At 45.8% G+C, this 21648-nt stretch carries 32 protein-coding genes; 13 read left to right on the top strand and 19 right to left on the bottom strand.

Translation table 11 applies throughout. From position 1 onward, the window contains the following. The first annotated feature begins 65 nt into the window (after window positions 1-65). The 3 genes from ACV3PA_RS10045 (at window position 66) to ACV3PA_RS10035 (ending at window position 878) form a co-directional block, all read left to right on the top strand. Window positions 66-410 carry a DUF2200 family protein gene (locus ACV3PA_RS10045; RefSeq protein WP_238236304.1) on the top strand — a complete coding sequence of 115 codons (345 nt, stop codon included), beginning with the start codon at window positions 66-68 and terminating at the stop codon, window positions 408-410. A 12-nt stretch (window positions 411-422) separates the two neighbouring features. Beyond that, entirely contained in the window at window positions 423-593 is a 171-nt protein-coding gene (locus ACV3PA_RS10040) for a hypothetical protein (protein ID WP_268024764.1), read from the top strand. A 75-nt stretch (window positions 594-668) separates the two neighbouring features. Continuing rightward, window positions 669-878: a hypothetical protein gene (locus tag ACV3PA_RS10035; protein ID WP_456124561.1), complete on the top strand. Its 210-nt coding sequence runs from the start codon at window positions 669-671 to the stop codon at window positions 876-878. Between the two features lie 54 nt (window positions 879-932). Here ACV3PA_RS10035 and ACV3PA_RS10030 read toward each other — a convergent pair whose 3' ends face one another. The 6 genes from ACV3PA_RS10030 to ACV3PA_RS10005 all read right to left on the bottom strand — a co-directional run bounded on the left by ACV3PA_RS10030 (window position 933) and on the right by ACV3PA_RS10005 (window position 4961). Next, complete coding sequence (locus ACV3PA_RS10030) at window positions 933-1475, bottom strand: NADPH-dependent FMN reductase (RefSeq protein WP_410501300.1); 543 nt, start codon at window positions 1473-1475, stop codon at window positions 933-935. Window positions 1476-1520: 45 nt separating this feature from the next. Continuing rightward, complete coding sequence (locus tag ACV3PA_RS10025; protein WP_456124560.1) at window positions 1521-2504, bottom strand: ring-cleaving dioxygenase; 984 nt, start codon at window positions 2502-2504, stop codon at window positions 1521-1523. 58 nt (window positions 2505-2562) lie between these two features. Further along, the gene (locus ACV3PA_RS10020; protein WP_456124559.1) at window positions 2563-2997 is read right to left on the bottom strand and encodes a MarR family winged helix-turn-helix transcriptional regulator; all 435 of its coding nucleotides are present in this window, start codon (window positions 2995-2997) and stop codon (window positions 2563-2565) included. A gap of 137 nt (window positions 2998-3134) precedes the next feature. After that, window positions 3135-3755: a Type 1 glutamine amidotransferase-like domain-containing protein gene (locus tag ACV3PA_RS10015; RefSeq protein ID WP_456124558.1), complete on the bottom strand. Its 621-nt coding sequence runs from the start codon at window positions 3753-3755 to the stop codon at window positions 3135-3137. Between the two features lie 25 nt (window positions 3756-3780). Beyond that, window positions 3781-4539: an aminoglycoside phosphotransferase family protein gene (locus ACV3PA_RS10010; RefSeq protein WP_456124557.1), complete on the bottom strand. Its 759-nt coding sequence runs from the start codon at window positions 4537-4539 to the stop codon at window positions 3781-3783. Then, complete coding sequence (locus ACV3PA_RS10005) at window positions 4536-4961, bottom strand: Lrp/AsnC family transcriptional regulator (RefSeq protein WP_050678021.1); 426 nt, start codon at window positions 4959-4961, stop codon at window positions 4536-4538. The genes ACV3PA_RS10010 and ACV3PA_RS10005 overlap by 4 nt, the downstream gene beginning before the upstream one ends. Before the next feature lie 136 nt (window positions 4962-5097). Between ACV3PA_RS10005 and ACV3PA_RS10000 the strand changes: the two genes are divergently transcribed. Continuing rightward, complete coding sequence (locus ACV3PA_RS10000) at window positions 5098-5256, top strand: DUF1272 domain-containing protein (protein ID WP_456124556.1); 159 nt, start codon at window positions 5098-5100, stop codon at window positions 5254-5256. 47 nt (window positions 5257-5303) lie between these two features. Here the strand turns inward: ACV3PA_RS10000 and ACV3PA_RS09995 are convergent, their stop codons facing one another. After that, window positions 5304-5756, bottom strand: coding sequence for a DUF4188 domain-containing protein (locus ACV3PA_RS09995; protein ID WP_456124555.1), 453 nt, complete (start codon window positions 5754-5756; stop codon window positions 5304-5306). Window position 5757: 1 nt separating this feature from the next. Further along, the gene (locus ACV3PA_RS09990; RefSeq protein ID WP_456124554.1) at window positions 5758-6294 is read right to left on the bottom strand and encodes a PadR family transcriptional regulator; all 537 of its coding nucleotides are present in this window, start codon (window positions 6292-6294) and stop codon (window positions 5758-5760) included. Window positions 6295-6442: 148 nt separating this feature from the next. Between ACV3PA_RS09990 and ACV3PA_RS09985 the strand changes: the two genes are divergently transcribed. Next, window positions 6443-6715, top strand: coding sequence for a hypothetical protein (locus tag ACV3PA_RS09985; RefSeq protein ID WP_456124553.1), 273 nt, complete (start codon window positions 6443-6445; stop codon window positions 6713-6715). A 5-nt stretch (window positions 6716-6720) separates the two neighbouring features. Here the strand turns inward: ACV3PA_RS09985 and ACV3PA_RS09980 are convergent, their stop codons facing one another. After that, the gene (locus ACV3PA_RS09980) at window positions 6721-7278 is read right to left on the bottom strand and encodes a histidine phosphatase family protein (RefSeq protein ID WP_456124552.1); all 558 of its coding nucleotides are present in this window, start codon (window positions 7276-7278) and stop codon (window positions 6721-6723) included. Further along, complete coding sequence (locus tag ACV3PA_RS09975; RefSeq protein WP_456124551.1) at window positions 7275-7937, bottom strand: Type 1 glutamine amidotransferase-like domain-containing protein; 663 nt, start codon at window positions 7935-7937, stop codon at window positions 7275-7277. The genes ACV3PA_RS09980 and ACV3PA_RS09975 overlap by 4 nt, the downstream gene beginning before the upstream one ends. A 162-nt stretch (window positions 7938-8099) precedes the next feature. Here ACV3PA_RS09975 and ACV3PA_RS09970 point away from each other — a divergent pair, with 162 nt between their 5' ends. From ACV3PA_RS09970 to ACV3PA_RS09955, 4 genes are all read left to right on the top strand, one after another. Next, entirely contained in the window at window positions 8100-8807 is a 708-nt protein-coding gene (locus ACV3PA_RS09970) for a hypothetical protein (RefSeq protein ID WP_456124550.1), read from the top strand. A 10-nt stretch (window positions 8808-8817) separates the two neighbouring features. After that, entirely contained in the window at window positions 8818-9522 is a 705-nt protein-coding gene (locus tag ACV3PA_RS09965) for an ATP-binding cassette domain-containing protein (RefSeq protein WP_053453471.1), read from the top strand. A gap of 106 nt (window positions 9523-9628) precedes the next feature. Then, the gene (locus ACV3PA_RS09960) at window positions 9629-9928 is read left to right on the top strand and encodes a hypothetical protein (protein WP_456124549.1); all 300 of its coding nucleotides are present in this window, start codon (window positions 9629-9631) and stop codon (window positions 9926-9928) included. A 34-nt stretch (window positions 9929-9962) separates the two neighbouring features. After that, the gene (locus ACV3PA_RS09955) at window positions 9963-10181 is read left to right on the top strand and encodes a helix-turn-helix domain-containing protein (RefSeq protein ID WP_456124548.1); all 219 of its coding nucleotides are present in this window, start codon (window positions 9963-9965) and stop codon (window positions 10179-10181) included. On the opposite strand, the gene ACV3PA_RS09950 is transcribed toward ACV3PA_RS09955, so the two are convergent. From ACV3PA_RS09950 to ACV3PA_RS09940, 3 genes are all read right to left on the bottom strand, one after another. Then, the gene (locus tag ACV3PA_RS09950; protein WP_456124547.1) at window positions 10156-10566 is read right to left on the bottom strand and encodes an SRPBCC family protein; all 411 of its coding nucleotides are present in this window, start codon (window positions 10564-10566) and stop codon (window positions 10156-10158) included. The two genes, ACV3PA_RS09955 and ACV3PA_RS09950, sit on opposite strands and share 26 nt — an antisense overlap. Before the next feature lie 73 nt (window positions 10567-10639). Next, on the bottom strand, window positions 10640-10870 hold the full coding sequence (locus ACV3PA_RS09945; RefSeq protein WP_456124546.1) for a hypothetical protein: 231 nt from the start codon (window positions 10868-10870) through the stop codon (window positions 10640-10642). 2 nt (window positions 10871-10872) lie between these two features. Further along, window positions 10873-12153 carry a right-handed parallel beta-helix repeat-containing protein gene (locus tag ACV3PA_RS09940; protein WP_456124545.1) on the bottom strand — a complete coding sequence of 427 codons (1281 nt, stop codon included), beginning with the start codon at window positions 12151-12153 and terminating at the stop codon, window positions 10873-10875. Between the two features lie 112 nt (window positions 12154-12265). On the opposite strand from ACV3PA_RS09940, the gene ACV3PA_RS09935 reads away from it, so the two are divergent. After that, the gene (locus tag ACV3PA_RS09935; protein WP_456124544.1) at window positions 12266-12841 is read left to right on the top strand and encodes a hypothetical protein; all 576 of its coding nucleotides are present in this window, start codon (window positions 12266-12268) and stop codon (window positions 12839-12841) included. 38 nt (window positions 12842-12879) lie between these two features. On the opposite strand, the gene ACV3PA_RS09930 is transcribed toward ACV3PA_RS09935, so the two are convergent. Next, window positions 12880-13494, bottom strand: a complete 615-nt coding sequence (locus ACV3PA_RS09930; RefSeq protein ID WP_456124543.1) for a histidine phosphatase family protein — start codon at window positions 13492-13494, stop codon at window positions 12880-12882. 145 nt (window positions 13495-13639) lie between these two features. Here ACV3PA_RS09930 and ACV3PA_RS09925 point away from each other — a divergent pair, with 145 nt between their 5' ends. After that, window positions 13640-14515: an alpha/beta hydrolase gene (locus tag ACV3PA_RS09925; RefSeq protein WP_456124542.1), complete on the top strand. Its 876-nt coding sequence runs from the start codon at window positions 13640-13642 to the stop codon at window positions 14513-14515. A 59-nt stretch (window positions 14516-14574) separates the two neighbouring features. On the opposite strand, the gene ACV3PA_RS09920 is transcribed toward ACV3PA_RS09925, so the two are convergent. Beyond that, a complete protein-coding gene (locus ACV3PA_RS09920; RefSeq protein ID WP_456124541.1) occupies window positions 14575-14961 on the bottom strand; it encodes a hypothetical protein in 387 nt (128 codons plus the stop codon). Window positions 14962-15111: 150 nt separating this feature from the next. After that, on the bottom strand, window positions 15112-15645 hold the full coding sequence (locus tag ACV3PA_RS09915; protein WP_053453481.1) for a nucleotidyltransferase family protein: 534 nt from the start codon (window positions 15643-15645) through the stop codon (window positions 15112-15114). 166 nt (window positions 15646-15811) lie between these two features. On the opposite strand from ACV3PA_RS09915, the gene ACV3PA_RS09910 reads away from it, so the two are divergent. Both ACV3PA_RS09910 and ACV3PA_RS09905 read left to right on the top strand, forming a co-directional pair. Next, window positions 15812-16399, top strand: coding sequence for a hypothetical protein (locus tag ACV3PA_RS09910; protein WP_456124540.1), 588 nt, complete (start codon window positions 15812-15814; stop codon window positions 16397-16399). Between the two features lie 90 nt (window positions 16400-16489). Then, a complete protein-coding gene (locus tag ACV3PA_RS09905) occupies window positions 16490-19723 on the top strand; it encodes an FtsX-like permease family protein (protein WP_456124539.1) in 3234 nt (1077 codons plus the stop codon). A gap of 54 nt (window positions 19724-19777) precedes the next feature. Here the strand turns inward: ACV3PA_RS09905 and ACV3PA_RS09900 are convergent, their stop codons facing one another. The 3 genes from ACV3PA_RS09900 to ACV3PA_RS09890 all read right to left on the bottom strand — a co-directional run bounded on the left by ACV3PA_RS09900 (window position 19778) and on the right by ACV3PA_RS09890 (window position 21626). After that, window positions 19778-20701, bottom strand: a complete 924-nt coding sequence (locus tag ACV3PA_RS09900) for a DMT family transporter (RefSeq protein WP_053453484.1) — start codon at window positions 20699-20701, stop codon at window positions 19778-19780. A 104-nt stretch (window positions 20702-20805) separates the two neighbouring features. Next, window positions 20806-21276: a hypothetical protein gene (locus ACV3PA_RS09895; RefSeq protein WP_053453485.1), complete on the bottom strand. Its 471-nt coding sequence runs from the start codon at window positions 21274-21276 to the stop codon at window positions 20806-20808. Between the two features lie 32 nt (window positions 21277-21308). Continuing rightward, on the bottom strand, window positions 21309-21626 hold the full coding sequence (locus ACV3PA_RS09890; protein WP_053453486.1) for a hypothetical protein: 318 nt from the start codon (window positions 21624-21626) through the stop codon (window positions 21309-21311). Between the last annotated feature and the right edge of the window lie 22 nt (window positions 21627-21648).

The raw sequence follows: 21648 nt of genomic DNA, 5'->3' as shown, positions 1-21648 counted from the left end.
AACGAAATTGAAATCCTTAACACAAGATCTTTTCCCATATGTTACCATGAAAGGAGGCGATTCAGATGAGTTATGAAAAAGTATTTCAAATGCCGATGCAGCAGCTGTACAACGTATACCTTCAAAAAGTAGAGCGCAAGCAACGGACGCAAGATGAGCTGGATGAAATCATGCTTTGGTTAACCGGACACACGCAAGCATCGTTTGAACAAGCAAAACAAGCGCAATCCGTCGCAGCCTTTTTCGAACAAGCACCCGAATTGAACGAACGTCGATTTTTAGTCACTGGTGTTATCTGCGGGATTCGAGTGGAAAACCTAACGGATCCGCATATCCGTAACATCCGCATTCTCGATAAACTCGTTGACGAACTGGCAAAAGGAAAAGCATTATCTAAGATTTTACGATAAGGAGGAATGCTGATGTCTACGATACTTAGTACACTGGCCATCCTCATTATGGTGACCAGTGTGGCTTATTTCATCGTCTATCAAGTGAAACGAAACAAAGGAACCCATCGATCACCTGTTTACCGACTCGCCTTTAGTGGTCTGTTAGTCGGTTTAATGGTCAGTTATTTTTTGTTGACGTGAGTCCTTTTTTTCAGTTTTGTTTTCAAACAATAAAAACATTAATACAGTATTTGAAATAATAAAGGAGGTATACGGTTGAAGATTCGAAAATGGTTCCTTCCGCTTTTACTACTCATCTGTCTCGTCTCACCAAATGCCGCAACATCCTATGTGAAGTGGACGGTCGCTCCGACTGGTCACTACCTCGAACGGCTTCAAGCGGCTGACATTCCTTATAAAGTCCGCCATCACACGCTTTACATTCAAGAAAAGGATCTGCGCCGCGTCACGTCGTGTTGTACATGATAACGTGAAACCCCCTCATTTCAGCTCAAAATGAGGGGGTTTGTATGAAAAGATTTAGCGGATCGTTTTCAACGCCGTTGCCCACGGGATGACTTGATCGAGCATTTGGTTGACTGATGTTTCTTGAACGGCTGCGGCTTTGAGAACCGATCCGTTCTCAAAATCAGTGAACAAGGATAACGCTGGATGTACCCGGACGTCGGCGATCAATAACTCCCCTAAGATGCCGCGCAAATGTTCTGCCGCCCGTGCTCCACCGACTGAACCGTAAGAGACGATCCCTGCCGCTTTATTGTTCCATTCGACGCGGAGATAATCGAGCGCGTTCTTGAGTGACGCTGCGATCGAGTGGTTGTATTCTTGCACGATGAAGACGAATCCGTCTTGTGCTGCGACATCCTTCGACCAAGCAGCAGCCCCCGAAGCATCCCCGTCTTTTTCACCAAGCAGTGGTAATTTGTAGTCAGCGATGTCAAGAATCGTATAGTTTGCATCATCACGTTGATCGGCAAGTTGTTTGACCCAGTTCCCGACTTGTGGGCTAAGACGTCCTTCACGTGTTGACCCTAAGATGATGCCAATGTTTAATTTCTCCATTTTCGTTTCCTCCTCTTATTTAGATGCTGTCAGCTTTCTTTTCTTTTAAAGATATTCTTTTTCGATCGTCCGTGTGCTCCGGACCGTATCGATTGGACGAACCATTTGTTCGATCTGTGCTCGTTGCGGCTCGAGGAATGGTGGTAATGACAATTTCTCTCCGACCGTTTCGTAAGGTTCGTCACCCATGAAACCAGGACCATCCGTTGCCCATTCGAACAAGACACCTCGCGCAACACGGGCATAAAGTGATTCAAAGAAGAACCGATCGACGTAGCCGGATGTGTTAAAGCGTAACTGTTGCATCCGCTCGATCCATTCCTGTAAAGCAGCCGTATCTTCGACGCGGAAGGCGACGTGATGGACCGTTCCAAACCCTTGCCGTCCACTTGGTAGGACAACATTATGCTCGACGATGACTTGGGCACCGTTTCCGCCTTCACCCATCTCGAACAAGTGCAGTGAACCAGCTTGATCAACTTCACGCATCAGCATTGCTTGTTCGAGCACGGCTTTTAAATTATCGAATTCCGCAATTCGGATGTGGATCGGACCGAGTCCTGTGATCGCGAACTCGAGTGGCACTGGACCATTTTGCCACGGTGTGCCGGACGCGACACCTTGATTGTGCTCGTCAGAAATCAGCATATATTGTTGCTCATCAAAGTCGACGAACGAGAGCGTCTGTTTACCAAACTGTTCTTTGATGCCACGGTGCTTGATGTCATATTTGTCAAACCGTTTGATCCAGTACTCGAGTGCGGCATCCGTCGGGACACGGAACGCCGTCTTGAAGATTTCATTTGTCCCGTGTGAGCCTTTTTGAATACCAGGGAAATCAAAGAATGTCATATCCGTGCCGGCAGATCCTTTATCATCAGCGAAGAATAAGTGATACGTCTGAATGTCATCCTGATTGACGGTCTTTTTGACTAATCGCATCCCTAAGACATTCGTAAAGAAGTCATAGTTTTTCTCGGCACTGCTTGTAATCGCTGTAACGTGGTGGATACCTTTTAGTTCATTCATGAAAAATCGCTCCTCTAATCGTTATTATCTCGAATTCGAGATATCAGTCTAAAAAAATTTAATTACCTTTTGCTTGATAACCGATCGTTTTTGCTGTCTGAATGAAAACTTCGAGATCGGACGGGTCTATCCCTTGAAATACCTGGTTGATCGCTTGCTCGTGCTCCGGAAAAATCGTTTCCATCAATTGTTGCCCTTCAGAGGTCAGTTCCGCAAATGTCACGCGCCGATCCTCCGGACACGCTTTACGGAAAACGTAGTTCTTTTTTTCAAGCTTATCGATGACATACGTGATGCTACTACTCGTTATCAAGACTTTTTTCCCAATCAGTTGGATCGGTTGCCTCCCTCTATGGTACAACAACTCAAGAACTGAAAAATCGGTCGGGTTCAGTCCCCACTGCGCAACGTCCTTCTTAATCACTTCATGTAGCGCGTCGACTGCCCGCACCATGACTGTCAATGCTTTCAAGTTCGGATTCGGTCGTGTCATTTCGTTCACCTCTTTTGTATCTTCAATTCATATATCTTTAATTCGAGATAAATATAACACCTCTAATTTTATTCGTCAACCGTTTTGATTTTTTAAACTACTTAGTATGACTCTTCGAAAGTTAGAGGTGTTCATTTTCATTTATACAGCTCGTATCCTTCACCTAACATATACTGATCCGTCTCAGATTGAACATACGCCGTATCGTCAGGTAATCCGATTGCACTTTCCATTTGAGGAAGGTAGTCCTGAAAACGAGCTGCCCTTCTTTCTTGATTTAAATGCGGACAGAGACAGCCACTGAGCCAGCTTTGTCCTGTATCAAGACAGTAATCGTTACCATTTTCCGTCGTTCGGATCCCGTATTCCATCGGATAGATTGCGCCTGCACTGACACCGACGTACCACGTTCCACGCTCGACCGCTTGCTTGAGAAGTACACCCACTCCAGTGTCCTTAAGAGTCTTAGCGAGTAACGGATAATGACCACCTCCGACATAGATGATGTCGGCGTGCTGTAATAGTTGTCGTTGTGTATCGATCGTTTGGTTATCGTCAAACAATGTGACGATTGAGACAGTTGCCCCAAGTGCTTCATATGTATTCCGAAATTGGTTTTGGTATAGCGATTCATCCCGACTTGCCGTCGGGAGAAAAACGATATGCGGTGCGTGTGTCGTCAGTCGAAAGACATGACGATTGATGACTTGATGGGACGGCGCAATCAGTTGGCCGCCACCGATTAACATAAGGTTCATTTCTTCTCTCCTCTAAAATAACTTTTTAGAAAAAGGTGTAGAGACCATGTTCGAAGTAATCAAATTCTAATTTGTTTAGTCGAGCAAACCGATATCCTCGATAGAAGGAATCCAACGCTGCTTGATCATCGATAATTGGACTAATCGCAAGAGCGATGTCATATCGTCGATCGCCTAGTCTCATTGCTCCGACATCGATGAATGACATCGTACCGTTTGTTGCGACCAATAGGTTGTCCGTCGTACAGTCGCCATGAATCCAACTAGCAGCAATCGGATTCGGACAGGAAGACTTCAATCGATTCAGTAAATCCATCGTACCGGACGTCCAATCAGATGCGACATAACGTTCTGCTGTCATGATTCGTTCCGTTAACCAATCGCTTGAGGTTCCCACTGTCATTCGTTGATGAAATTGAAACAGGTACTCCCCGAAATCTTTCCAAAGTCGGATTCGTTGCGTGTTTGTCGCCTGTCTTAATGCTCTCGTCAACGTGATTCCCTCTCGCCACCCCATCAAGAGATGAGTATGCTGCTCTGCCTTTAAAAAGCCAACGTACTCAGGTAGGAACCCTGGTTCTCGTTGCATCCATTCTTCTAAGACGATCGCTTCTTCTGTGAGCCATTCTTGGTATCTCGCTTTCGTAGCAGTTTTCAGTAAGTATTTTTCTGTTTTCGTTTCAACTCGGTAGACCGTCGATGTTCCGCCTTGTTCACTGAGTTTTTCGACATGCTCGATATCCCCCGTCAGTTGTTTGATCCATAAACGTATCTCTTCCGTCATACCGTATACCCCGTAAATGGCACTGGCGTCGACAGTCGAATCCAGGTCGATGGTTTCCCGTAGACCGATGCGTCATCGAGAAAACGTTCCAGTGTTGCAACGGACGCCGTTTGCAGCTTGACCATGAAGTTATAGCTACCGGTCAGGCGGTGGCACTCGACGACTTCTGGATGCCCTTTACAAAATTCAATCAATCCCGCACACCGCGTCTCTTCGAACATGACGATCGCGAGTAACCCTTGCGCAAGTGCCTCTGGATTAATGACAGCGCGGAATCCTTCGATGATCCCTGCGTCCTCCATTTTTCGGACGCGTTCGATGACGGCAGGTGCCGATAACCCGATCTGTCGTCCTAGTTCCGACCATGGGATTCTTGCATCGTCTTGCAGAATCCGGACAATTTGTTGGTCAATTTGATCCATTTTTCATCTCTCCTTCGAATTAAAACCACTTTCTTCAAATTAACATGGAATCAAAGGAAAATATAGCCTTTCCCTATGCTCTTCTACTGTGCTCATCAAAATGCTTTTCTTATACTTGTAACAGGAGGTGATACTTATGGAACCAACCTGTGTCCGTTGCCAAGAAACGATTGAAACGACGATCTATCAGTGCTCGCACGCTTGTACATTTTGCGAACCATGTACGAAAACACTTGATCATATTTGTCAAAACTGTGGGGAGATACTCGAACCCGTCAATTCAGTCGCGACATAAAAAGACGGATGCAGCAGCATCCGTCTTTTGTCTGTTCAGATCGTCTCTTACGACTGCCGTTCGGCTAATCGTCCTTTAGCTTGTTCTTGATGCGGTTTGATTACCGACTCCCCAAGTGCTTTTGCAAGCCCTCGTGTCGGAAGATTGACATACATCGACTCATAATTGCTGACTTCGAACGTCTCGTGAAAGATCCCGACTGCTTCTGATGTCCGTGCTTTCTGATTGAATCGTTTCCACGCAGTTAAATGGCGGGAACCATGGGCATATGCCATCAACTCTTCTGTTGAACGCCAATACTGGATCAACGTCACGGAACGCCAACCGACAAGCGACTCATGCGAAATTAGTCCGACATCGTTCGTATAACACTCTTGCAGCATCGGTCCCATCGCTTGGACCGTCGGCAACCACTGCCGGACGGAGCGCAGGCGATTGATCCGTAACCCGATGATGAACACGACGACGTCTTTGTTCGGAGTCGCAATGATCCGTTTCATGTCAATTTCCTCCTTCAAGGGTTTCAAGAGAAGCGTCACACCAGTCGAGTAACGCACGTGTCTTTCGAATGCCATAATCAAGCGTCAGCAACCAATAAACGGCGTCGTTTGATTCAGGATAGGAACGAATCATCGTATCAATTGCTTGATATGTCTCGAGCCGTTCTTCGAGCAAGCGCGCATGCTCCTGAATCTTCTGCATTGTGACGTCTTTTGAAGCATGGCGAGCAAAATAAAGCTTCAACAATAAGTCGTTTCGTTGCACCGGCAATTCAACGGACGGTTCAGCAACCCACCGCGCGAGTTCTGCATGCCCGTTTTCCGTCAGTCCAAATTGTTTTCGCTCCCCATCTGTGACCTCTTCCACGATCAATCCTTCTGCTTCTAACCGTTTCAGTGTCGGGTAGACTTGTCCGAAACTGATTTTCCAAAAATGATTTAAGCTCGTGTCAATCGTATGCTTCATCTCATAACCGGACGTACAACCGCTCGCCAGGAGTCCGAGAATTGCATAACGGGTCATGTTTTCTTTTGGCATCGGTCCCTCCTATATCTAAAAGATAGTATCTTTTAGATATAGTTCCCGCTTATGCAAAACACAAACTGGAAATTTACTGGTGAGAGCAGGATTTCGCGTCTGTAGTTCGAATTTATTATTTACAGACTTAATCAAAAGGAGTTCTCACATGACATATGCTAAAGCCTCTATCTTTTTCAGTCTACTTGGCTTGTTCATCGCTTATATGATTTTCCCGCCGATTAACTGGTCATTTGGACCAAACTCGATGATCACGATTCCAATCGGACTTGCCATTTACCTATTCGGAATCGGCCTAGGGATCGTCGCCTTCAGACGGCGCGAGTCCGGGATCCTTAAATATGTCAGTCTCGCCTGTGCCGTTCCACTTGGCGTGTTGCTCCTCGTTTTCCTCGGATTCATCTTCAGTGGGCAGATTTAATCGCCTTAGAGTAGCTGTTCATGAGACGCGTTCCCGACGGCATCGAATGTCAACCGGTGAATCGCTGGACTCGACATGGCATCTAACCATTCGTTCGCCGCTCGCCCAGTATATCTTTCAAGAACTAACGACAGTATGAGGCCGTGCGTCGCGATAAGCATTTGTTGATTTGGATGCATGTCACGGAGCTTTTCGATGGTTGCTACAGCACGATCAAGTACCATGCAATTCGACTCTCCACCAACTTCTGCGTAATCGACGTCTAGAAATGACTGCCTCAATACTTCCTCGAGTCTCTCAGACGTTAATCGTTTATCGATTAGTTGAAAAAGTCGTTCTTGAAACGGAAGCGTCATGACCTGCATGTTTCTCTGATTCGCAAGCAGTCGGACAGAATCAATCGCCCGTCGCATCGGACTCGAGAAAATGGCATCAATCGGGATCGCTTCAAAGAACATTACTAGTTTCTGCGCTTGCAGTTGACCAACATCGGTCAAGCCTCGTTCACGATCGCTCCCCGTCTTGACCGATTCACAATGTCGGACGAAATAGATGGTTGTCATCGCAACTTGACCCAATTTCCTTCAGATATCACATCGACGTTCGAACCGATGACACGGATCGCCGTCGCGTCATCGATTGCGTACGCCGGATTCGTGAGCGTCTTTGCCCATTCTTTTGCTGCTTGCAAATGATTATCTGGTAACTGCGGGTGATTGAGATGCGGGAAGATTGAAAAATCGACGAGGCCGAGTGTTGCGTCTGATTGCTCCGGTGTCTTCTGCCATCCGACGAAATACGTTCCGATTCGTGGCGTAAGCACCATACTACCGGCACTCATCCCGACATAGACACTGGTCAGTTCCGGTAACAATCGATCAAAGCCCGATTCAACGAACCAGTGATGCAAAAATAAGGGGTCACCACCATTGACGAGGATAACATCCGCTTTTTCAACAGCAGGTCGCCATGTTTCTGCCGCAAGCGCTGGTATGACTGACAGTTCCAATAGTCCAACCGACTTCCAACCTAAACCGACCATCGGTGCCTCATCCTTGCCTTGAATAAAGTTGGTAGCAAGTTCTACTCCGTTCGGTAACGCGTAGGACGCCGTTGTAATTGCAACGGCGTGACATGCTTCAATCGGCTTTCCAAGCATATCGAGTAACTCTTGATGAATCGATGCATTTTGTACTCCACCGGATGTTAATAGGTATTTCATCTTAAAGCCTCCTTTTCATTGCTTCAGTTTACAATATTTGTGTGTTTCTGGTATTCTTACTTTTATTAACTCCTTATACCATAAGGAACTTTTCTCCAATTTATTTCGTAAGTTTAGTTAGACAATAGTATTCAATAGAACTCTCACGAACTGGAGGTCCATATGTATTCAATTCCTAGCTATTTCACACTCTACTTAAAAATCATGCTGACGGATAAGATTCCGGTCTTTTGGTCGTTGATTTTCCCATTGATTCTCGCCTTTGTCTTCGGGTCACGTCTCGACTTCACTGAGAGCAGTTTCCTACCATTCCTCGCTCTCTTTTGGGGCTATATCTTACTTTCGATTTACGTGAACGGCATTGGTCTCCAACTTGCCCGGATGCGGGAGCATGGCTTGATGAAGACCTATATCATGATTTCAGGCAGTAAGATCGGCTGTATTTTAGCACTCGTACTCGTTCAGCTCGTGTTTGCAGCGGTCAGCTTGACGGTGTTCACGACGGTTTTGATGCTCGTATTTGGTTTCTTCTCGATCTCAACCTTATTACTCGCATACCTCGTCTTATTACTGAGTATTCCGTTTGCCTTTGCGAGCATTGCGTTAACGATGTTACCGGCAAAGATTTCGAGCATGTCAACATTAATCAACATCGTCATGTATCCACTGTTCTTGTTCGCAAATAGCCAACCGGATCGCTGGTTTAGTTATTTGAACCCATTTTACGTCATGAAATCACTCGGTCTCGCTGTCTCTGAGAATGTTTCAGGAGCATCGTTACTTTTATTAACGATCGTACTCGTTGTTTATTTGTTACTTGGTCTGTTCTCTGTCAAACGCTTTAATCTCATGTCATTGCTGACCCGATAGGAGGATTCATATGCATGTTCAACATCTACGCTTCAGTTATCCGAAATCGCCCGACCTGTTACATGACGTTTCTTTTTCACTCGTTCCCGGAAAACTGAACGTCTTGATCGGCATGAACGGTGCCGGAAAAACGACGCTGTTCGATTGCATGACTGGTGCCTTACCAATCACTTCCGGGGAGCTTGACTTACCTGATATGTCAGACATTCTCTATTTGACACAATTCATTTATTACTCGGATGAATTGAAAGGAAAAGATGTTGCCGTCTTCGTCGGTCGGCTCGCCCGACTGAAGGAGTATCGTAAGCAAGAAACGTATACGCGACATTTGAAACAGCCACGCGAACTTGACTTGTTCGCACACCTCTGGCAGATGAAAATCGGCAAGATGTCTGCTGGTGAAAAGAAATGGTTGTTCGTGACACTCTTGACGACGGTGCCACGTTCACTCTACATCTTTGACGAGCCGACAAGTGGCGTTGATCCGGCAACACGACTCCATATCATGCGACGCTTCGACCAGATGACGGCAAATGGACAAACCTGTCTCTTTTCGACGCATCAACTGCATGATTTATTGCATACCGATGCCCACGTCATCTTTCTTCATCAAGGTCGTATCCTTTACGAAGGTGACTTTAAGGATTGGCTAAACCGATTCGAGACGACAGATCCGGACGTTGCCTTTGTCCAAATGTTAGAATTAGCCGGATGATGCAAACCACCTCTTTTTCTGGAGGTGGTTTTTTGTAATATATGAAATATAGGTTTTATTTAAACATGTGTAGGATATACATAATATATGTAAGGAGGTTCATCTTATGCAGTTCATTTCTGGTCACGCATTTGTTCGCATGATTGACTCACTCTTTCGCACAGAGATCTGGAATCGGCACATCCTGTACATCACTGCAAATTCAGCAGTCGTACAATTGAAAAAGCGGTATGCCACTGACAGTTCGATTTCGTCCACTTCTACAGAACTGCACATCTCGTTTCTCGTTCATTTGCCTACACTTGAAAAACGAGTAGTCATCAAAAGGAACGAACAAGAAACGCATCAATTTTTCTTCGATCCTTTTGCTTCGATCGAACATGTAACGTCTAGCTTTGAACCGTAGTCTATAGAACGCTGCAACAAGGAGGAAGACGCCTATGCCAACTAGCACTTTAGAACAACGCATGAATGCCGTCCTCGATTGTTTGGCAGCCGCTAAGGATTACCAACACATCGCCGGACGGCATGATGTATCGTATCAACAATTATATAATTGGTTCCGTCGTTATGAATCTGGCGTTATTTCCGCCTTGATGGATCGTCGTGGTCGGAAATTACGTAGCGAACGACTTACTTCGACTCCGCATATGCCTTGAAACGATCAAGGATCGCCTGCCAACCCGCTTGTTGCATCTCAGGCGGGTTCATCGTTTCCGCATCAAACGTCTCGACTACTTCTGTTTGTTCTCCATTTTTTGAGAAGTCAATCGACACCTGACGTCCATCCTCGAGGACATAGACGATTCGCTCATGCGGTACGATCGTCTCGTACGTACCGGTGAAATCAAATCCCATGCTGCCATCTTTTGCTTCCATGCGATTCGTGAATTGACCGCCGATCGTCAAATCATTCTTTGACGCCGTCGTATGCCAATCATCTGATGCTGCATTCCAGCGTTTGATATCTTCTGGTTCATTCCACATTTCCCACACCGTCTCGACTGGACGGTCAATTACGGCTTGAATCGTCAGTTTCGTCATCTTTCTTCCTCCTTTTAATTGAACTACCCTCCCTTTTTCGAGGATACCTATCCAAATTCCTTGTTTCGATTCATTAATTCGGTGGAGACTTCGGACTTTTTGTTTTCCATACTGTAAACAAAAGAATCGCTGGAATAAAACAAATGATCACGTCTTGAATGGTCGGTAGATGTAACGCTCGACTTGTTAACAAACGAACCCCTTCGATCGTCCAAACCGTTAATAAGAAAGCTGTCAACGCTGTGAGCCGCCATCGTCTCGGAATACGGATCCAGTAAGCGAGGAGTCGCTCCAATTTCTTCATCCTCATTCCACCTTTCGAACGGCTCTCAGGAAGCTTTGTTGCGTCTTATATGAGGTGTCGCGCCACATGAAGCGTTTCGTATGCTTGAACGTATTTTGTTCAAACTGGTTCCCAGAACTCGTCTTGAAGTAATGGGCGACACTTAACGGACCGCTGAACGTGTTCCCGATGATTTTGTTGTCACGCACATCGTGCTGGACAAGCAATTGACCACCTTTGAGTCCTTTCGTATCATTACCGATTAACTGATTTTTCTCGATCCGGACCTGTTTTGTTCCGCCGCGTTTCGTATCATAGCCGCCAATCGCGATACCGGTGTAAACATTGCGTCGCAAATCGTTTTGACGAACGATAATATCTTCTGCGTAACGTCCGGCATGTTCACTCGTTACTTCAATCCCGATATCACTCGCTTCAACGAGATTCTTCTCGATCGTCAAGTCTTTTCCACCATCGATATAAATGCCAGCCGCGTTGTATTCCTTACCGTAAGCAGGATTCCCGTAGCTCGACGTCCGGTAAACTCGATTTTCTGATACGATTCCCTCCCGGACGTAGTCGTCTTTCTTCGATCGCGCGATTCCTTCATACCCGATCAAATCAATCCCGATGTTGTCGTTATCCCGTAAGACGTTCTTCGTCACTCGGAAATGTTTGACGTTTCCGTTTAAGACGAGGGCTTCGCTGAAACCGAGACGATTCTGCTCAACTCGGTTGCCGGAGATCGTCAGGTGACGAATCGCTCCCGTTCCGTAGGCGGCGATTCCGTGTGCATTCCCTTCTTTCGCGAGTGTCTTGATCTGGCGGACCGTATTGTTCTTCAACGTGATATGTGATCCTGATCCCGTGACTAAAATACCGATTGGTGTGGCGTCCGTTCGTTTTGTTTGAACGGCTTCAATCGTCAGACCTTGAACGGTCACGTATTGCCGATCCTTGATTTTTATGATCGGTAAGACGTCATCCCGATCTTTGATTTTTTCCCCACTTAAGACGACCCGTTCGTCTTGATAATTTCGGAAGGTGATCGGTTGCTGTTTTGTTCCACTAGATCTAACGATCATCGCTTCAGGATACGTTCCTTTTCGCAGATAGACGGTTGTTCCGGCAGTTGCTTTTTTTGTCGCCTGTCGTACCGTTTTAAGCGGATGCTTCAGCGTTCCCGCATTGTCGTCATTCCCGCTCGGTGCGACATACAACGATTTCGCCGTCGATTCGGCCTCTTCACTCGTCGATGTACAACCGACGAGCAGAACGGTTGCTATTAGCCATTTCACTTTCATGATTTCCTCCTTTATTTGAAGAACTTTCTTCTGGTATAATATAGATACTAATTGAAATATTTTCAATTATTCATGAATGATTGAATCATCATATCGGAAAAGAGGACACGTCATGAAACATGCGCTTTGGTTCACTCTCCCATTTCTACTCGCTGGTTGTGCTACAGAAGCCACTGTTATTTCTAAAGAAACCGTTTCGATCAAGAAATCTTCGTTTTCAATCACACCCTCTACCGCAAAGGAAGAGTCGTCTCAACAACAGACCTTTTTCTTTTCCGGTACACTCGATCGCCCACTTCAGCTCAAAGCGGTCCAATTTGACGATACAGAACCACCTGAGGTGCTGATCGACAAATGGATTCCTGCCGGTACATACGATCGCACGCCGTTCCAGTTGACGTATGATTTGAACCTGCTCAACGATTCTCATGCCTTCACCTATTCGCTGGATGCGAAAAATGGTATTCCTGAGACGAAAACGGCGTACACCTTACCTCAAAATATCCAGACTGACAGCGGTCAATTCAATGATCAGAAACAGACGAATGTCTCCTTTTATCCCTTACTCCTGAAACGCTACACGATCGGAGAATCAATCATCGGTCGTTCGATCGACACGTTATCCTCTCCTCACCTAAAGGTCAGAAAAAAAGAAGGCGCGATATTAATCTATTTGACGAAATTATGATAAAGAGAACGGCGGAACGAGAAAAAGTCCGCCGTTTTTTAGTTCGTCAAGACGTGCGACATGTCGGCCTCTAATCGAATCAATGCTTCCCCATCCCTGTATTCGACGATCGTCAAACTCGTTCCATGAATAAACGGCGGATCCCATAATGTCGCGAACGGTTTACGTTGAAGGTGCGTCAGCAAAATATTCAGGAAGATGCCATGCGTCACGATCAAGATGTTCTCGTCTTCCTCATGATCAGCAAGTCGTTTCAAAAACGATAAGATCCGCTCGCGGACCTCGTCAAACGATTCCCCTGATTCCGGTATGTATTCGTGTGGTGTTTGCCAAAACGCAGCATGGGCTAGAGGATGCGCCACTTCAATTTCCGCTGCCGTTCGCCCTTCCCAGGTTCCCATATGCATTTCTCGCAAACGTTCGTCGACGGTAACTGGAATCGACGGATCAAGGTTCATCATCCGAACTGTTTCTTGGACGCGCCCAATCGGACTAACGTACAGGTGGTCCAGTGGAATTTCACGTAAGCGGTGACCGAGGTCCCGCGCATTTTGTCTGCCTTTTGCTGTTAAGGGGGAGTCTTCCCAGCCTTGCATCCGTTTTTCTAAGTTCCATTCCGTCTCGCCATGACGCGTAATGTAAAGTGTTGGCATCTGTTCCATCCTTTCGATTTCTAGTTTCTTTCAAAAGTGTATCAAACTCTTACTGCTTTTTCCTGTAACTAGCGGAAAACGAACCAAAACGTGAAATCGAGTGATCCGTTCGGTATGATCAAGTTAGATATAAAGGAGGAATTCGATGAATCGCCAAGAGATGCTTGAACTTTCCAAACAAATCCGTTCAAATGAGGATCGTCCTAAAGTCACGCCTCCTCATCCACCGCAAGCTAAAACGACTACGCTACAGGTACCGACGTCAATCGGCAACGTGCGAGTTTTACTTCATTCGCCGATCGATGCAACTGAAACGTTACCTGGATTCATAAGTTTCCATGGTGGCGGTTTCATCACCGGAACGCCCGAGATGGATGAACCGTGGAATCTGTTTCTCGCTGAGACCGCCAACTGTCATGTTCTCAATATCGATTATCCGCTAGCCCCAGAGCATCCGTTTCCTGTTCCGGTCCACATCGCTTATGAAGTAGTTCAGTGGATTTTTAAGCAGTGCGAGACGCTTCATCTCGATTCTTCACGAATCGCGATCGGCGGTCATAGTGCTGGTGGCAATCTCGCGACTGCGATCTCTTTATGGAATGCCGAACAGGCAAGTCCCCTACCGCTTATCGCTCAACTCCTTGATTATCCTCCGCTTGATCTCGCGACGGATCCAGCGGATAAACCGTTTTTTGAGGAGGCGATTCCAGTCGAACAAGCACGGCAGTTCAATGCGATGTATATCGCTCGTTCGGAAGACGCCTATCACCACCTCGCTTCGCCACTCTATGCAGCTCAACTCGAATCGTTACCACAGACGCTTGTCCTGACAGCTGAGCATGACTCCCTGGCACAGGAAGCACGACAATACGCAAAACGGCTTCAAACAGCAGGCGTCTCTGTCGAACACCAAGAGTTCGCGGGTCAAGCTCATGCCTTTACACACCACGGTGATGCAGATTTCGCGCTGAAGGCTTGGCAACGTATGGCATATTACCTTGAATCGGTCTATCGTTCGTAATCAAAAAAGAGACGTCTGAGCAAAGATATCTCTTTTGTATGTTTGTTCAGTTCAACTGTTTACTCTGTGAGAAGCGATTCAATCGGACTATCCGGTGATTGCTGAATCAATCGCATAATCGTCTCTTCCGGTCGATCATTGACGATCCACATCACGTCTGCTCCCTTTTGATAGGCAAGACTCAGCTGTTTCCCTTGTTTTTGAACATGGACTTGTAGCCCGTTGATAGTGCGCGTCCGTTTTCCGAATTGTGCTGGAACATCCTCATTTTTCAACCGTGTCTCAATCATCGTATAATGACGATTCGTTACGAGTGTCGTCTTCATTTGTTTCTTGTTTCCTTCCCACGCTAGACTTCCTTCGATCGTCTCACCTTTCGTTGATTGATCCCGAATGAAATCCATTGAACTGCTTAACATCCAGTTCGACTTTTTTTCATAAATCATGAGCGTATCGTATCGTCCTTTGAACACCCTTGCTAGCAGTAGGTTAAAGTCACCAAGTCGTACATCCACTGATACAGAGGAGTCCTACCATTAAAAGAGGGATCGTTTTTTTATAATTGACTCGCTTCATGGCGTAAGCTCCTTTCTTATTCATGTCTGTATATGTAGACTCGGATCGTCTCTCCATCCTTTCTCACTCACACGACGCTGAAAGATCGAATGACGATCCCCACTAACCTGAAAAGATGGGGTTGGACGAATGATCCGATCAGTAAAGTCATCTGCGCCGTAAGGAAGATACAGTTCAAAATCTGGTCGTCTCGTCACACCGATTGCCGTGACCGTCTCCGGAAACTGCGCGATTGCATCTTGCGCCGATGCATACGGTGGCAAATCATTGACTGTATGCATACGTGCCTGATTCTTAACCGACCATGGTAAATCAATTTGTGTATTCAAGCATTGTTCATACTGCTTTTCCGTTTCTTCTGAAATATCCAATGAATCAAAATAGACGATATCAATATCCGATGTACCGTGACGTTTAACGTTCCAAATTTTTGAGCGTAAGACACCCGCACAAATCCACCAATCGGGTAGATTAAGTCGTGCTACGATAGTCAGTAATTGTTGCAATTCTAAATCGTTTTGTAGACGATATTCTATTTCAATGCGATTCATCATTTCATTCCTTCCGTTTCCTTATTATTCAATTCTACCTTATTTTATCAACGGGGTAATTGTTTCCTTATTTTTACACTATTTTCACCAATTGACTTGTTTCCATTCCTTGTAAATAGTATATTTTATATAAATATTCTGACTATTCTATCAAAAAAGGAGTGTTTTTATGTCACATACTCGTAAAACGATTCCCGTATTGATTACTTCTTTTGCTCTAATTGGTGGCGGCGGTTGGTACTGGTCATCACATCAGGAAAAACCGGTCAACGTCTCTTCCCAAACGAAACTGGCAGGTGTGAACGAGAAGAAGGAGGATCGCATCTTAAACATTGACGAATTGATGAAACAAGGACTCGTCAAGACCTATCCCGGTGATCCCAAATTAAAAGCGAAGACCTTCCGTGCCGAGGCTCTTCTTTCTTCTCCACCAAAAGAGTTGAAGCTGAAAGACAAAACAGGTTATCGCTATGTCACCATCCCACTCGTTATGCACGACACATCTGATAATTTTGGTGCATACAGTGTCTATAAACCGAATTTGTTTGTTCTTAATGATGGTAAAGGGCACGAGTACGATGTCGTCGATTACGTCAATCATAATCCAAAGGCGTGGAAGAACAGTCATCAATATTATTCTCCATATCGCGCTCAAATCGATTTGGTCTATCAAGTACCTGAAGAAACGAAGACATTTGTTTTGTTTGCGGCTTCCGATGCGTTTCCGAAAACACATACGATTAAAATCGAACTGTGATCCATTGCGCTTGCATCATGTGCAAGCGCTTTTTACATAAGAAGTTGAAGCTTTTTACATAAGAAGTTGAAATAGAAAGGATGTGCAAATATGTTGCGATTTATTTGGAATTCGTGGTGGCGCAATAAAGAGCGATTTATCCTCTTACTCGTCGGAGTTCTTGTTGTCAGTACGGGTCTGAGTTACTTAATTGGAACGACACAAGCAAATAACGGTACAGTCGTCGATGAACTGCAAAAACGTTGGAAATCTTCCTACGATATTGTCGTGCGTCCACCGAATAGCCGAAGTGTGACGGAAGACCTTAAACTACTTGAGCCGAACTATATGAGTAGTCTTGATGGTGGAATCACGATGAAACAATATAAAACGATTCAAGCGCTTGCTGATGTCGAAGTCGCAGCTCCAATTGCGATGATCGGAAACCACTCTACGGGAGCACCTGTTGGTACGCACCGGTTTGACGATTACGGTGTCTATAAGCTGACGATCACCGATAAACAGAATACCGGCTTGAATGTCGAAAAGTACTCTTCCGTTAGTTATCTCGCTGCCGGATGGACACTGGATGAAAATGCAACACGTTCCGGCGTCGCACCTGCTGTTCTTGGTGAAGATCCGTTATTAGAATTCGGAAGCGATACGATGATTGCCGGAATTGATCCCAAAGCAGAAGCCCGCTTAATCGGACTAGATAGCGCGACAATCAGCGGAAAACATAGTCGTTACTTTGACAAACAAGACACAGCAAACGTCGTTGATCCTGAACTCGGAACGGTTGAGATGCCCATTTTGATGAGCGAACGGGAATATGTCGATGCGTCACGGACGTATACGTATGAGAAATTAGACCTCCCGCTTATTAATGACTCGATTCAAGAGACAATTCAAGATGTCACAAAGCGTGGCGGTGAAAAGTTTCTAAATACGCTACAGACGACTGACGACCCTGCAAAGACGTATTCAGTCACAACGCAGGACGTTCAAAAAACATTGCTAAAACAGATCATGACGGCCTCGTTTCCTGAGCTACCGTCAGGAAATTCCGAATGGCTGATCCTAAAGCCGTCGCCGATTAGTTACCATTCGATTTCTAGCCCTTTTAAGTCGCGCTGGCCGTTCAGTTATCAAGTTGAACCGAAGAAAGTCGATCCGGATTCATTACTTGCGAAACGAACGATGTACCGGGAAGCACGAATGTTCGGAAAGACGAGTGATGATTGGCCACGGATTCGCTTAAACTACATCGGAGTCTTCAATCCGAAGAAACTGAATTTATCGAAGGATCCATTGACGGAACTACCGATGGAGACGTATTTCCCTGCAAAGGCACAATGGGTCATGGATAAGAATGATCGTCCGGTTAACCCCGTCAAGGATGTCAAACCAACAAACGATTCATATGATTTCCTGACGAAACCCCCTTCGATGTTGACGACGCTTGATGCCGCCTTCAAGATTCGCGGCGAAAAAGCGATCTCTGTCATACGCGTCAATGTAAAAGGCGTCGATCAGATGAATGCAGCGAGTGAGCAAAAACTCCAAGACGTCGCGAAAGAAATTGAGGAAAAGACCGGTCTGATTACGGATATCACGCTTGGTTCCTCTCCCCAGCTCGCTTTGACGTACTTGCCTGGACTTGAAAAACAATCAGCCCTCGGATGGGTCCAACAACCGTGGATCAAGCTTGGTTCTTCAATGACGATTTTCCAAGAAGCGAAAGTCGGCATGTCTGGTGTCATCGCTAGTGTCATTGCGGTTGCGCTCGTCTATGTCTTTAGTTCGAATATCATTCTGCTCTATGCACGAAAAAAAGAATTCGCAATTCTGTTGTCTCTCGGCTGGCGCCCGCGTCAACTCTCTAAGTTACTGTTTCTTGAAGCGACTTTACTCGGGTCTCTCGTAGCGTTAATTGCCTGGTCAATCCTCGGTACGTTTTGGTTAACGACTGATCATCCAATCGCCCTAGGACGAATTCTTTTAATTGGACTTGCCGGCCTACTCATTTACTGGGGTGGTACGCTCGTACCAATGGCATTAATTCGTAGAATCAAACCGTACGAAAGTATTCGCTCTGGTGAAGTATCTCGCTCTCGCAGATTCGTACGCTCACAATCGATTCTTGGAATGGGCATAAATCAACTTGTCACATACTGGCAACGTACGATTCTTTCAATCATTGCAATTGCCTTACCGACAAGTTTGTTTATCTTCTTCCTCTTCGTGACATTCCGCTTAAAAGGCGTTCTCTATGCGACATGGCTAGGTGAATATGTCGCCTTAGAAGTCGGTACGATGCATTATGTTGCGATGGGAGTTGCCTTATTGATTGCCATCTTGACGACGACAGAGATTCTTTGGCAAAACGTCAATGAACGTCGGAGTCAACTCGCAGTCTTAAAAGCGACGGGTTGGCAAGACGGATTGATTCGTCGTCTCGTCTTACTTGAAGGTTTACTAACAGGATTACTAGCCGGGATCATCGGTCTTCTCTTTGCTCTTGCGATGATTTGGCAAGTGTATCGTCAATTCCCGACAACGGAACTCGGTTTCTTATCTGCAACGATTCTAATTCCGCTCCTGACAGGTGTCATCGGAGCGATTTTACCAGCACAGCGCGCTGTCCGTATCGTTCCAAACGCGGCGATCAGTAACATAAGTGCCAATTCTAAAGAAACAGAACGTCGTTTCAAGCTAGCACTTTCATCCATCGGTGCTGTGTTATTCATCGGAGTCCTATCGCTCTTCTTATTCGCCACGAATGAAGGACCAGTCGAACAAACATCGACTGCGAAAGCACCAAAAGTTATCACGACCGGCAGTAAGATTTCCGATGGCTTGACGGGTGCAAAACGACAACTCGATGCGACACCAAAAGAATCTTCCGGAGTGATCGAAGAAACGATGGCAAAAGGAACGATTAAGACTTTCCCCGGAGACCCTGCCGTTAAAGACACAAGTTTCTGGGTAGGTAAGTTATTGAAACAACCACCTAGCTCCTTGAAATTGAAAGAAAAAGCCGGGTATCGATATATTACGGTTCCGACCTTTTATCAAGATCTCAACTATCTAGAAGCTGGTGAAGAGAGTTACTATTTCCCGAATCGTTTCCAGATGACAGGAGTCAGTGGTGTCTATGAACCGATTGATTATGAAAATAAAAACGAAAAGACATGGAAACAAGGAATAAAATATGTAGCACCGGGAAAATCACATGTGAATCTTGTCTATCAAGTACCTGCGGATGAGACAGAATTCGTCATGTTCGTTTCCGGAGATAACTTTGCAAAAACGATTGCCATTAAGATTGATTTAAGGAAATGACCGAAAACAGCTCGTTCTCAACGTATTCCATCATACGTTTGAACGAGCTGCTTTTTAAATTCGAATTAGAATGATGCCACCTAGCATGACGAGTAGACTGACAATCTGTACACCCGTGACCGGTTGTTTTTTTGCACCGAACCAGCCGAAACGGTCAATTAATAAGCTTCCAGTCAGTAAGCCAATCGTGACGATGACGACAGCGAGTCCCGTACCAACGAGCGGAACGATGAACGCATTACCGGCAACGAACAATGCACCAATCAATCCCCCGATCCAAATCCACGCGGGAAGTGGTTGCGTACGATCCATTTGCCACTTCGTTCGTAGGATCAGATTCAAGAGCAGTAAGGTGACCGTTCCGATGACGAACGAGATTAATGCCCCTTTCACAGCTGACCCGAGAACACTTCCGAGATGGCCATTGATGGCTGTTTGGGCTGCGCTCATCATTCCGGTCAGAACTCCGAGAATACGCCAAACGAGTAACGAGTTCTCTCGTGACTCCACATGTTGCTTCTGTCGCCGTGCCAAATAGTCACCGAGCGCGACCGTCCCAACGACGCCGAGCAAAACAAGAATTGCTCCGATGATTCGTGTTAGCGAGAGTGTTGTAATGTTCGCCTCAAATAACCCGAAATGATCAATCAACAGCCCCATGACGACTTGACCGAAAATCGGCATGATGACCGTTTGAACACCTCCGAGACGAGGAAACAGCAAGATGTTCCCAGTCAAATAGATGACGCCAAGCAGTCCACCACCCCAAATCCAGAACGGTTCGTCAGCAGTAGCCGTGAGACCTGTGAGATTACCATCGACAAGCAACACGAGAAGTAGTAAAAATAGTGAGCCAATCGAAAAAGAAATCAGCGAAGCAAGGAACGGTGAACCGACGACGTCTCGCAGTCGTGTATTGACACTCGTTTGAACCGGAACGAGTAACCCGATGATGAATCCAATGATGATCGCAAGCATACGAGGACCTCCTTTTTCATGTGCTTCTCCATCATACGGTAGCCTCTCGTGCTGAAGCGACAGGAATGCTCAAAAAGAGCCGGTTCAATGACCGGCTCTCCAATTCAAATCTTTTTCCACGACTTTGGATACGTACGCAGTTCTTTCTTCGTTGGATGCTCAGCGTCGAGACGCCGTCCGTTTCTCTCAAAACTAGTATCCAACGTGAGAAAGACGACAACAAATAAAGCATAGACAAAAATATTCGGGAAAAGTGGTAAATCAAACATAAATAGTACGGGATAGAACAATCCGATCAAAATGATGAACACAAAATTCGTCATGTACTGTAACTGAATATTCTTTTTCATTCGTCGTTTTTCCGTCAATTCTATATCTCGTTCCGCTTCTATCATGTGAATCCGCGCAATCCAAATCAATGCTGCAATAAGCATCACGAACGGCCAATATGCTTCATGAAACGTGACGACTAAAAATATACTGATGCCATAGAACAACGAACTATAAAATCGTGGTTTTGCGAGTTGACGTTTTTCTTCCTGGATATAAGAGATTCGTTCTGCTTTCGTTTTCACCGATATTCCCCCAACTGACTTTAATTCTTCTTTCAATTCGGTCGAACGGTCCGTGATCGTCCGATATACTCGACTTTATTCCGAAGTACACGATACATCCGGTATTCCCCCGTCGGTGCGGACTTCAGCTGAACAGCAATTTGATGACGCCGTGATTTTGACGATTCTGACGCTACGAAGTACGGTTTGACCGACGTGATGTTATCACGTCCAAACTGCTTCGTTACATGTCGAACGACTTGCACTTCAACGATTTGCTCATAGGTCGCATCCCGTTCATCCGCGATCATCCACCACCCGACACCGCTGATCAACAGTAGTAATAGAATCGCTCCCATCGTTTTTCGCATCCCGATCCCCCCGGTTCACTTG

It is taken from the genome of Exiguobacterium sp. EA-TM-5 (assembly GCF_053878415.1).
Note: the sequence above shows the minus strand (reverse complement) of the source record. Positions and strands in the feature narration are given on the sequence as shown.

Excerpts from the sequence above, each read along its gene's own strand:
- ACV3PA_RS10045 (WP_238236304.1), top strand. The coding sequence starts at position 66 with ATGAGTTATGAAAAAGTATTTCAAATGCCGATGCAGCAGCTGTACAAC.
- ACV3PA_RS10040 (WP_268024764.1), top strand. The coding sequence starts at position 423 with ATGTCTACGATACTTAGTACACTGGCCATCCTCATTATGGTGACCAGT.
- ACV3PA_RS10030 (WP_410501300.1), bottom strand. The coding sequence starts at position 1,475 with ATGGAGAAATTAAACATTGGCATCATCTTAGGGTCAACACGTGAAGGA.
- ACV3PA_RS10025 (WP_456124560.1), bottom strand. The coding sequence starts at position 2,504 with ATGAATGAACTAAAAGGTATCCACCACGTTACAGCGATTACAAGCAGT.
- ACV3PA_RS10020 (WP_456124559.1), bottom strand. The coding sequence starts at position 2,997 with ATGACACGACCGAATCCGAACTTGAAAGCATTGACAGTCATGGTGCGG.
- ACV3PA_RS10015 (WP_456124558.1), bottom strand. The coding sequence starts at position 3,755 with ATGAACCTTATGTTAATCGGTGGCGGCCAACTGATTGCGCCGTCCCAT.
- ACV3PA_RS10010 (WP_456124557.1), bottom strand. The coding sequence starts at position 4,539 with ATGACGGAAGAGATACGTTTATGGATCAAACAACTGACGGGGGATATC.
- ACV3PA_RS10005 (WP_050678021.1), bottom strand. The coding sequence starts at position 4,961 with ATGGATCAAATTGACCAACAAATTGTCCGGATTCTGCAAGACGATGCA.
- ACV3PA_RS10000 (WP_456124556.1), top strand. The coding sequence starts at position 5,098 with ATGGAACCAACCTGTGTCCGTTGCCAAGAAACGATTGAAACGACGATC.
- ACV3PA_RS09995 (WP_456124555.1), bottom strand. The coding sequence starts at position 5,756 with ATGAAACGGATCATTGCGACTCCGAACAAAGACGTCGTCGTGTTCATC.
- ACV3PA_RS09990 (WP_456124554.1), bottom strand. The coding sequence starts at position 6,294 with ATGCCAAAAGAAAACATGACCCGTTATGCAATTCTCGGACTCCTGGCG.
- ACV3PA_RS09985 (WP_456124553.1), top strand. The coding sequence starts at position 6,443 with ATGACATATGCTAAAGCCTCTATCTTTTTCAGTCTACTTGGCTTGTTC.
- ACV3PA_RS09980 (WP_456124552.1), bottom strand. The coding sequence starts at position 7,278 with ATGACAACCATCTATTTCGTCCGACATTGTGAATCGGTCAAGACGGGG.
- ACV3PA_RS09975 (WP_456124551.1), bottom strand. The coding sequence starts at position 7,937 with ATGAAATACCTATTAACATCCGGTGGAGTACAAAATGCATCGATTCAT.
- ACV3PA_RS09970 (WP_456124550.1), top strand. The coding sequence starts at position 8,100 with ATGTATTCAATTCCTAGCTATTTCACACTCTACTTAAAAATCATGCTG.
- ACV3PA_RS09965 (WP_053453471.1), top strand. The coding sequence starts at position 8,818 with ATGCATGTTCAACATCTACGCTTCAGTTATCCGAAATCGCCCGACCTG.
- ACV3PA_RS09960 (WP_456124549.1), top strand. The coding sequence starts at position 9,629 with ATGCAGTTCATTTCTGGTCACGCATTTGTTCGCATGATTGACTCACTC.
- ACV3PA_RS09955 (WP_456124548.1), top strand. The coding sequence starts at position 9,963 with ATGCCAACTAGCACTTTAGAACAACGCATGAATGCCGTCCTCGATTGT.
- ACV3PA_RS09950 (WP_456124547.1), bottom strand. The coding sequence starts at position 10,566 with ATGACGAAACTGACGATTCAAGCCGTAATTGACCGTCCAGTCGAGACG.
- ACV3PA_RS09945 (WP_456124546.1), bottom strand. The coding sequence starts at position 10,870 with ATGAAGAAATTGGAGCGACTCCTCGCTTACTGGATCCGTATTCCGAGA.
- ACV3PA_RS09940 (WP_456124545.1), bottom strand. The coding sequence starts at position 12,153 with ATGAAAGTGAAATGGCTAATAGCAACCGTTCTGCTCGTCGGTTGTACA.
- ACV3PA_RS09935 (WP_456124544.1), top strand. The coding sequence starts at position 12,266 with ATGAAACATGCGCTTTGGTTCACTCTCCCATTTCTACTCGCTGGTTGT.
- ACV3PA_RS09930 (WP_456124543.1), bottom strand. The coding sequence starts at position 13,494 with ATGCCAACACTTTACATTACGCGTCATGGCGAGACGGAATGGAACTTA.
- ACV3PA_RS09925 (WP_456124542.1), top strand. The coding sequence starts at position 13,640 with ATGAATCGCCAAGAGATGCTTGAACTTTCCAAACAAATCCGTTCAAAT.
- ACV3PA_RS09920 (WP_456124541.1), bottom strand. The coding sequence starts at position 14,961 with ATGATTTATGAAAAAAAGTCGAACTGGATGTTAAGCAGTTCAATGGAT.
- ACV3PA_RS09915 (WP_053453481.1), bottom strand. The coding sequence starts at position 15,645 with ATGATGAATCGCATTGAAATAGAATATCGTCTACAAAACGATTTAGAA.
- ACV3PA_RS09910 (WP_456124540.1), top strand. The coding sequence starts at position 15,812 with ATGTCACATACTCGTAAAACGATTCCCGTATTGATTACTTCTTTTGCT.
- ACV3PA_RS09905 (WP_456124539.1), top strand. The coding sequence starts at position 16,490 with ATGTTGCGATTTATTTGGAATTCGTGGTGGCGCAATAAAGAGCGATTT.
- ACV3PA_RS09900 (WP_053453484.1), bottom strand. The coding sequence starts at position 20,701 with ATGCTTGCGATCATCATTGGATTCATCATCGGGTTACTCGTTCCGGTT.
- ACV3PA_RS09890 (WP_053453486.1), bottom strand. The coding sequence starts at position 21,626 with ATGCGAAAAACGATGGGAGCGATTCTATTACTACTGTTGATCAGCGGT.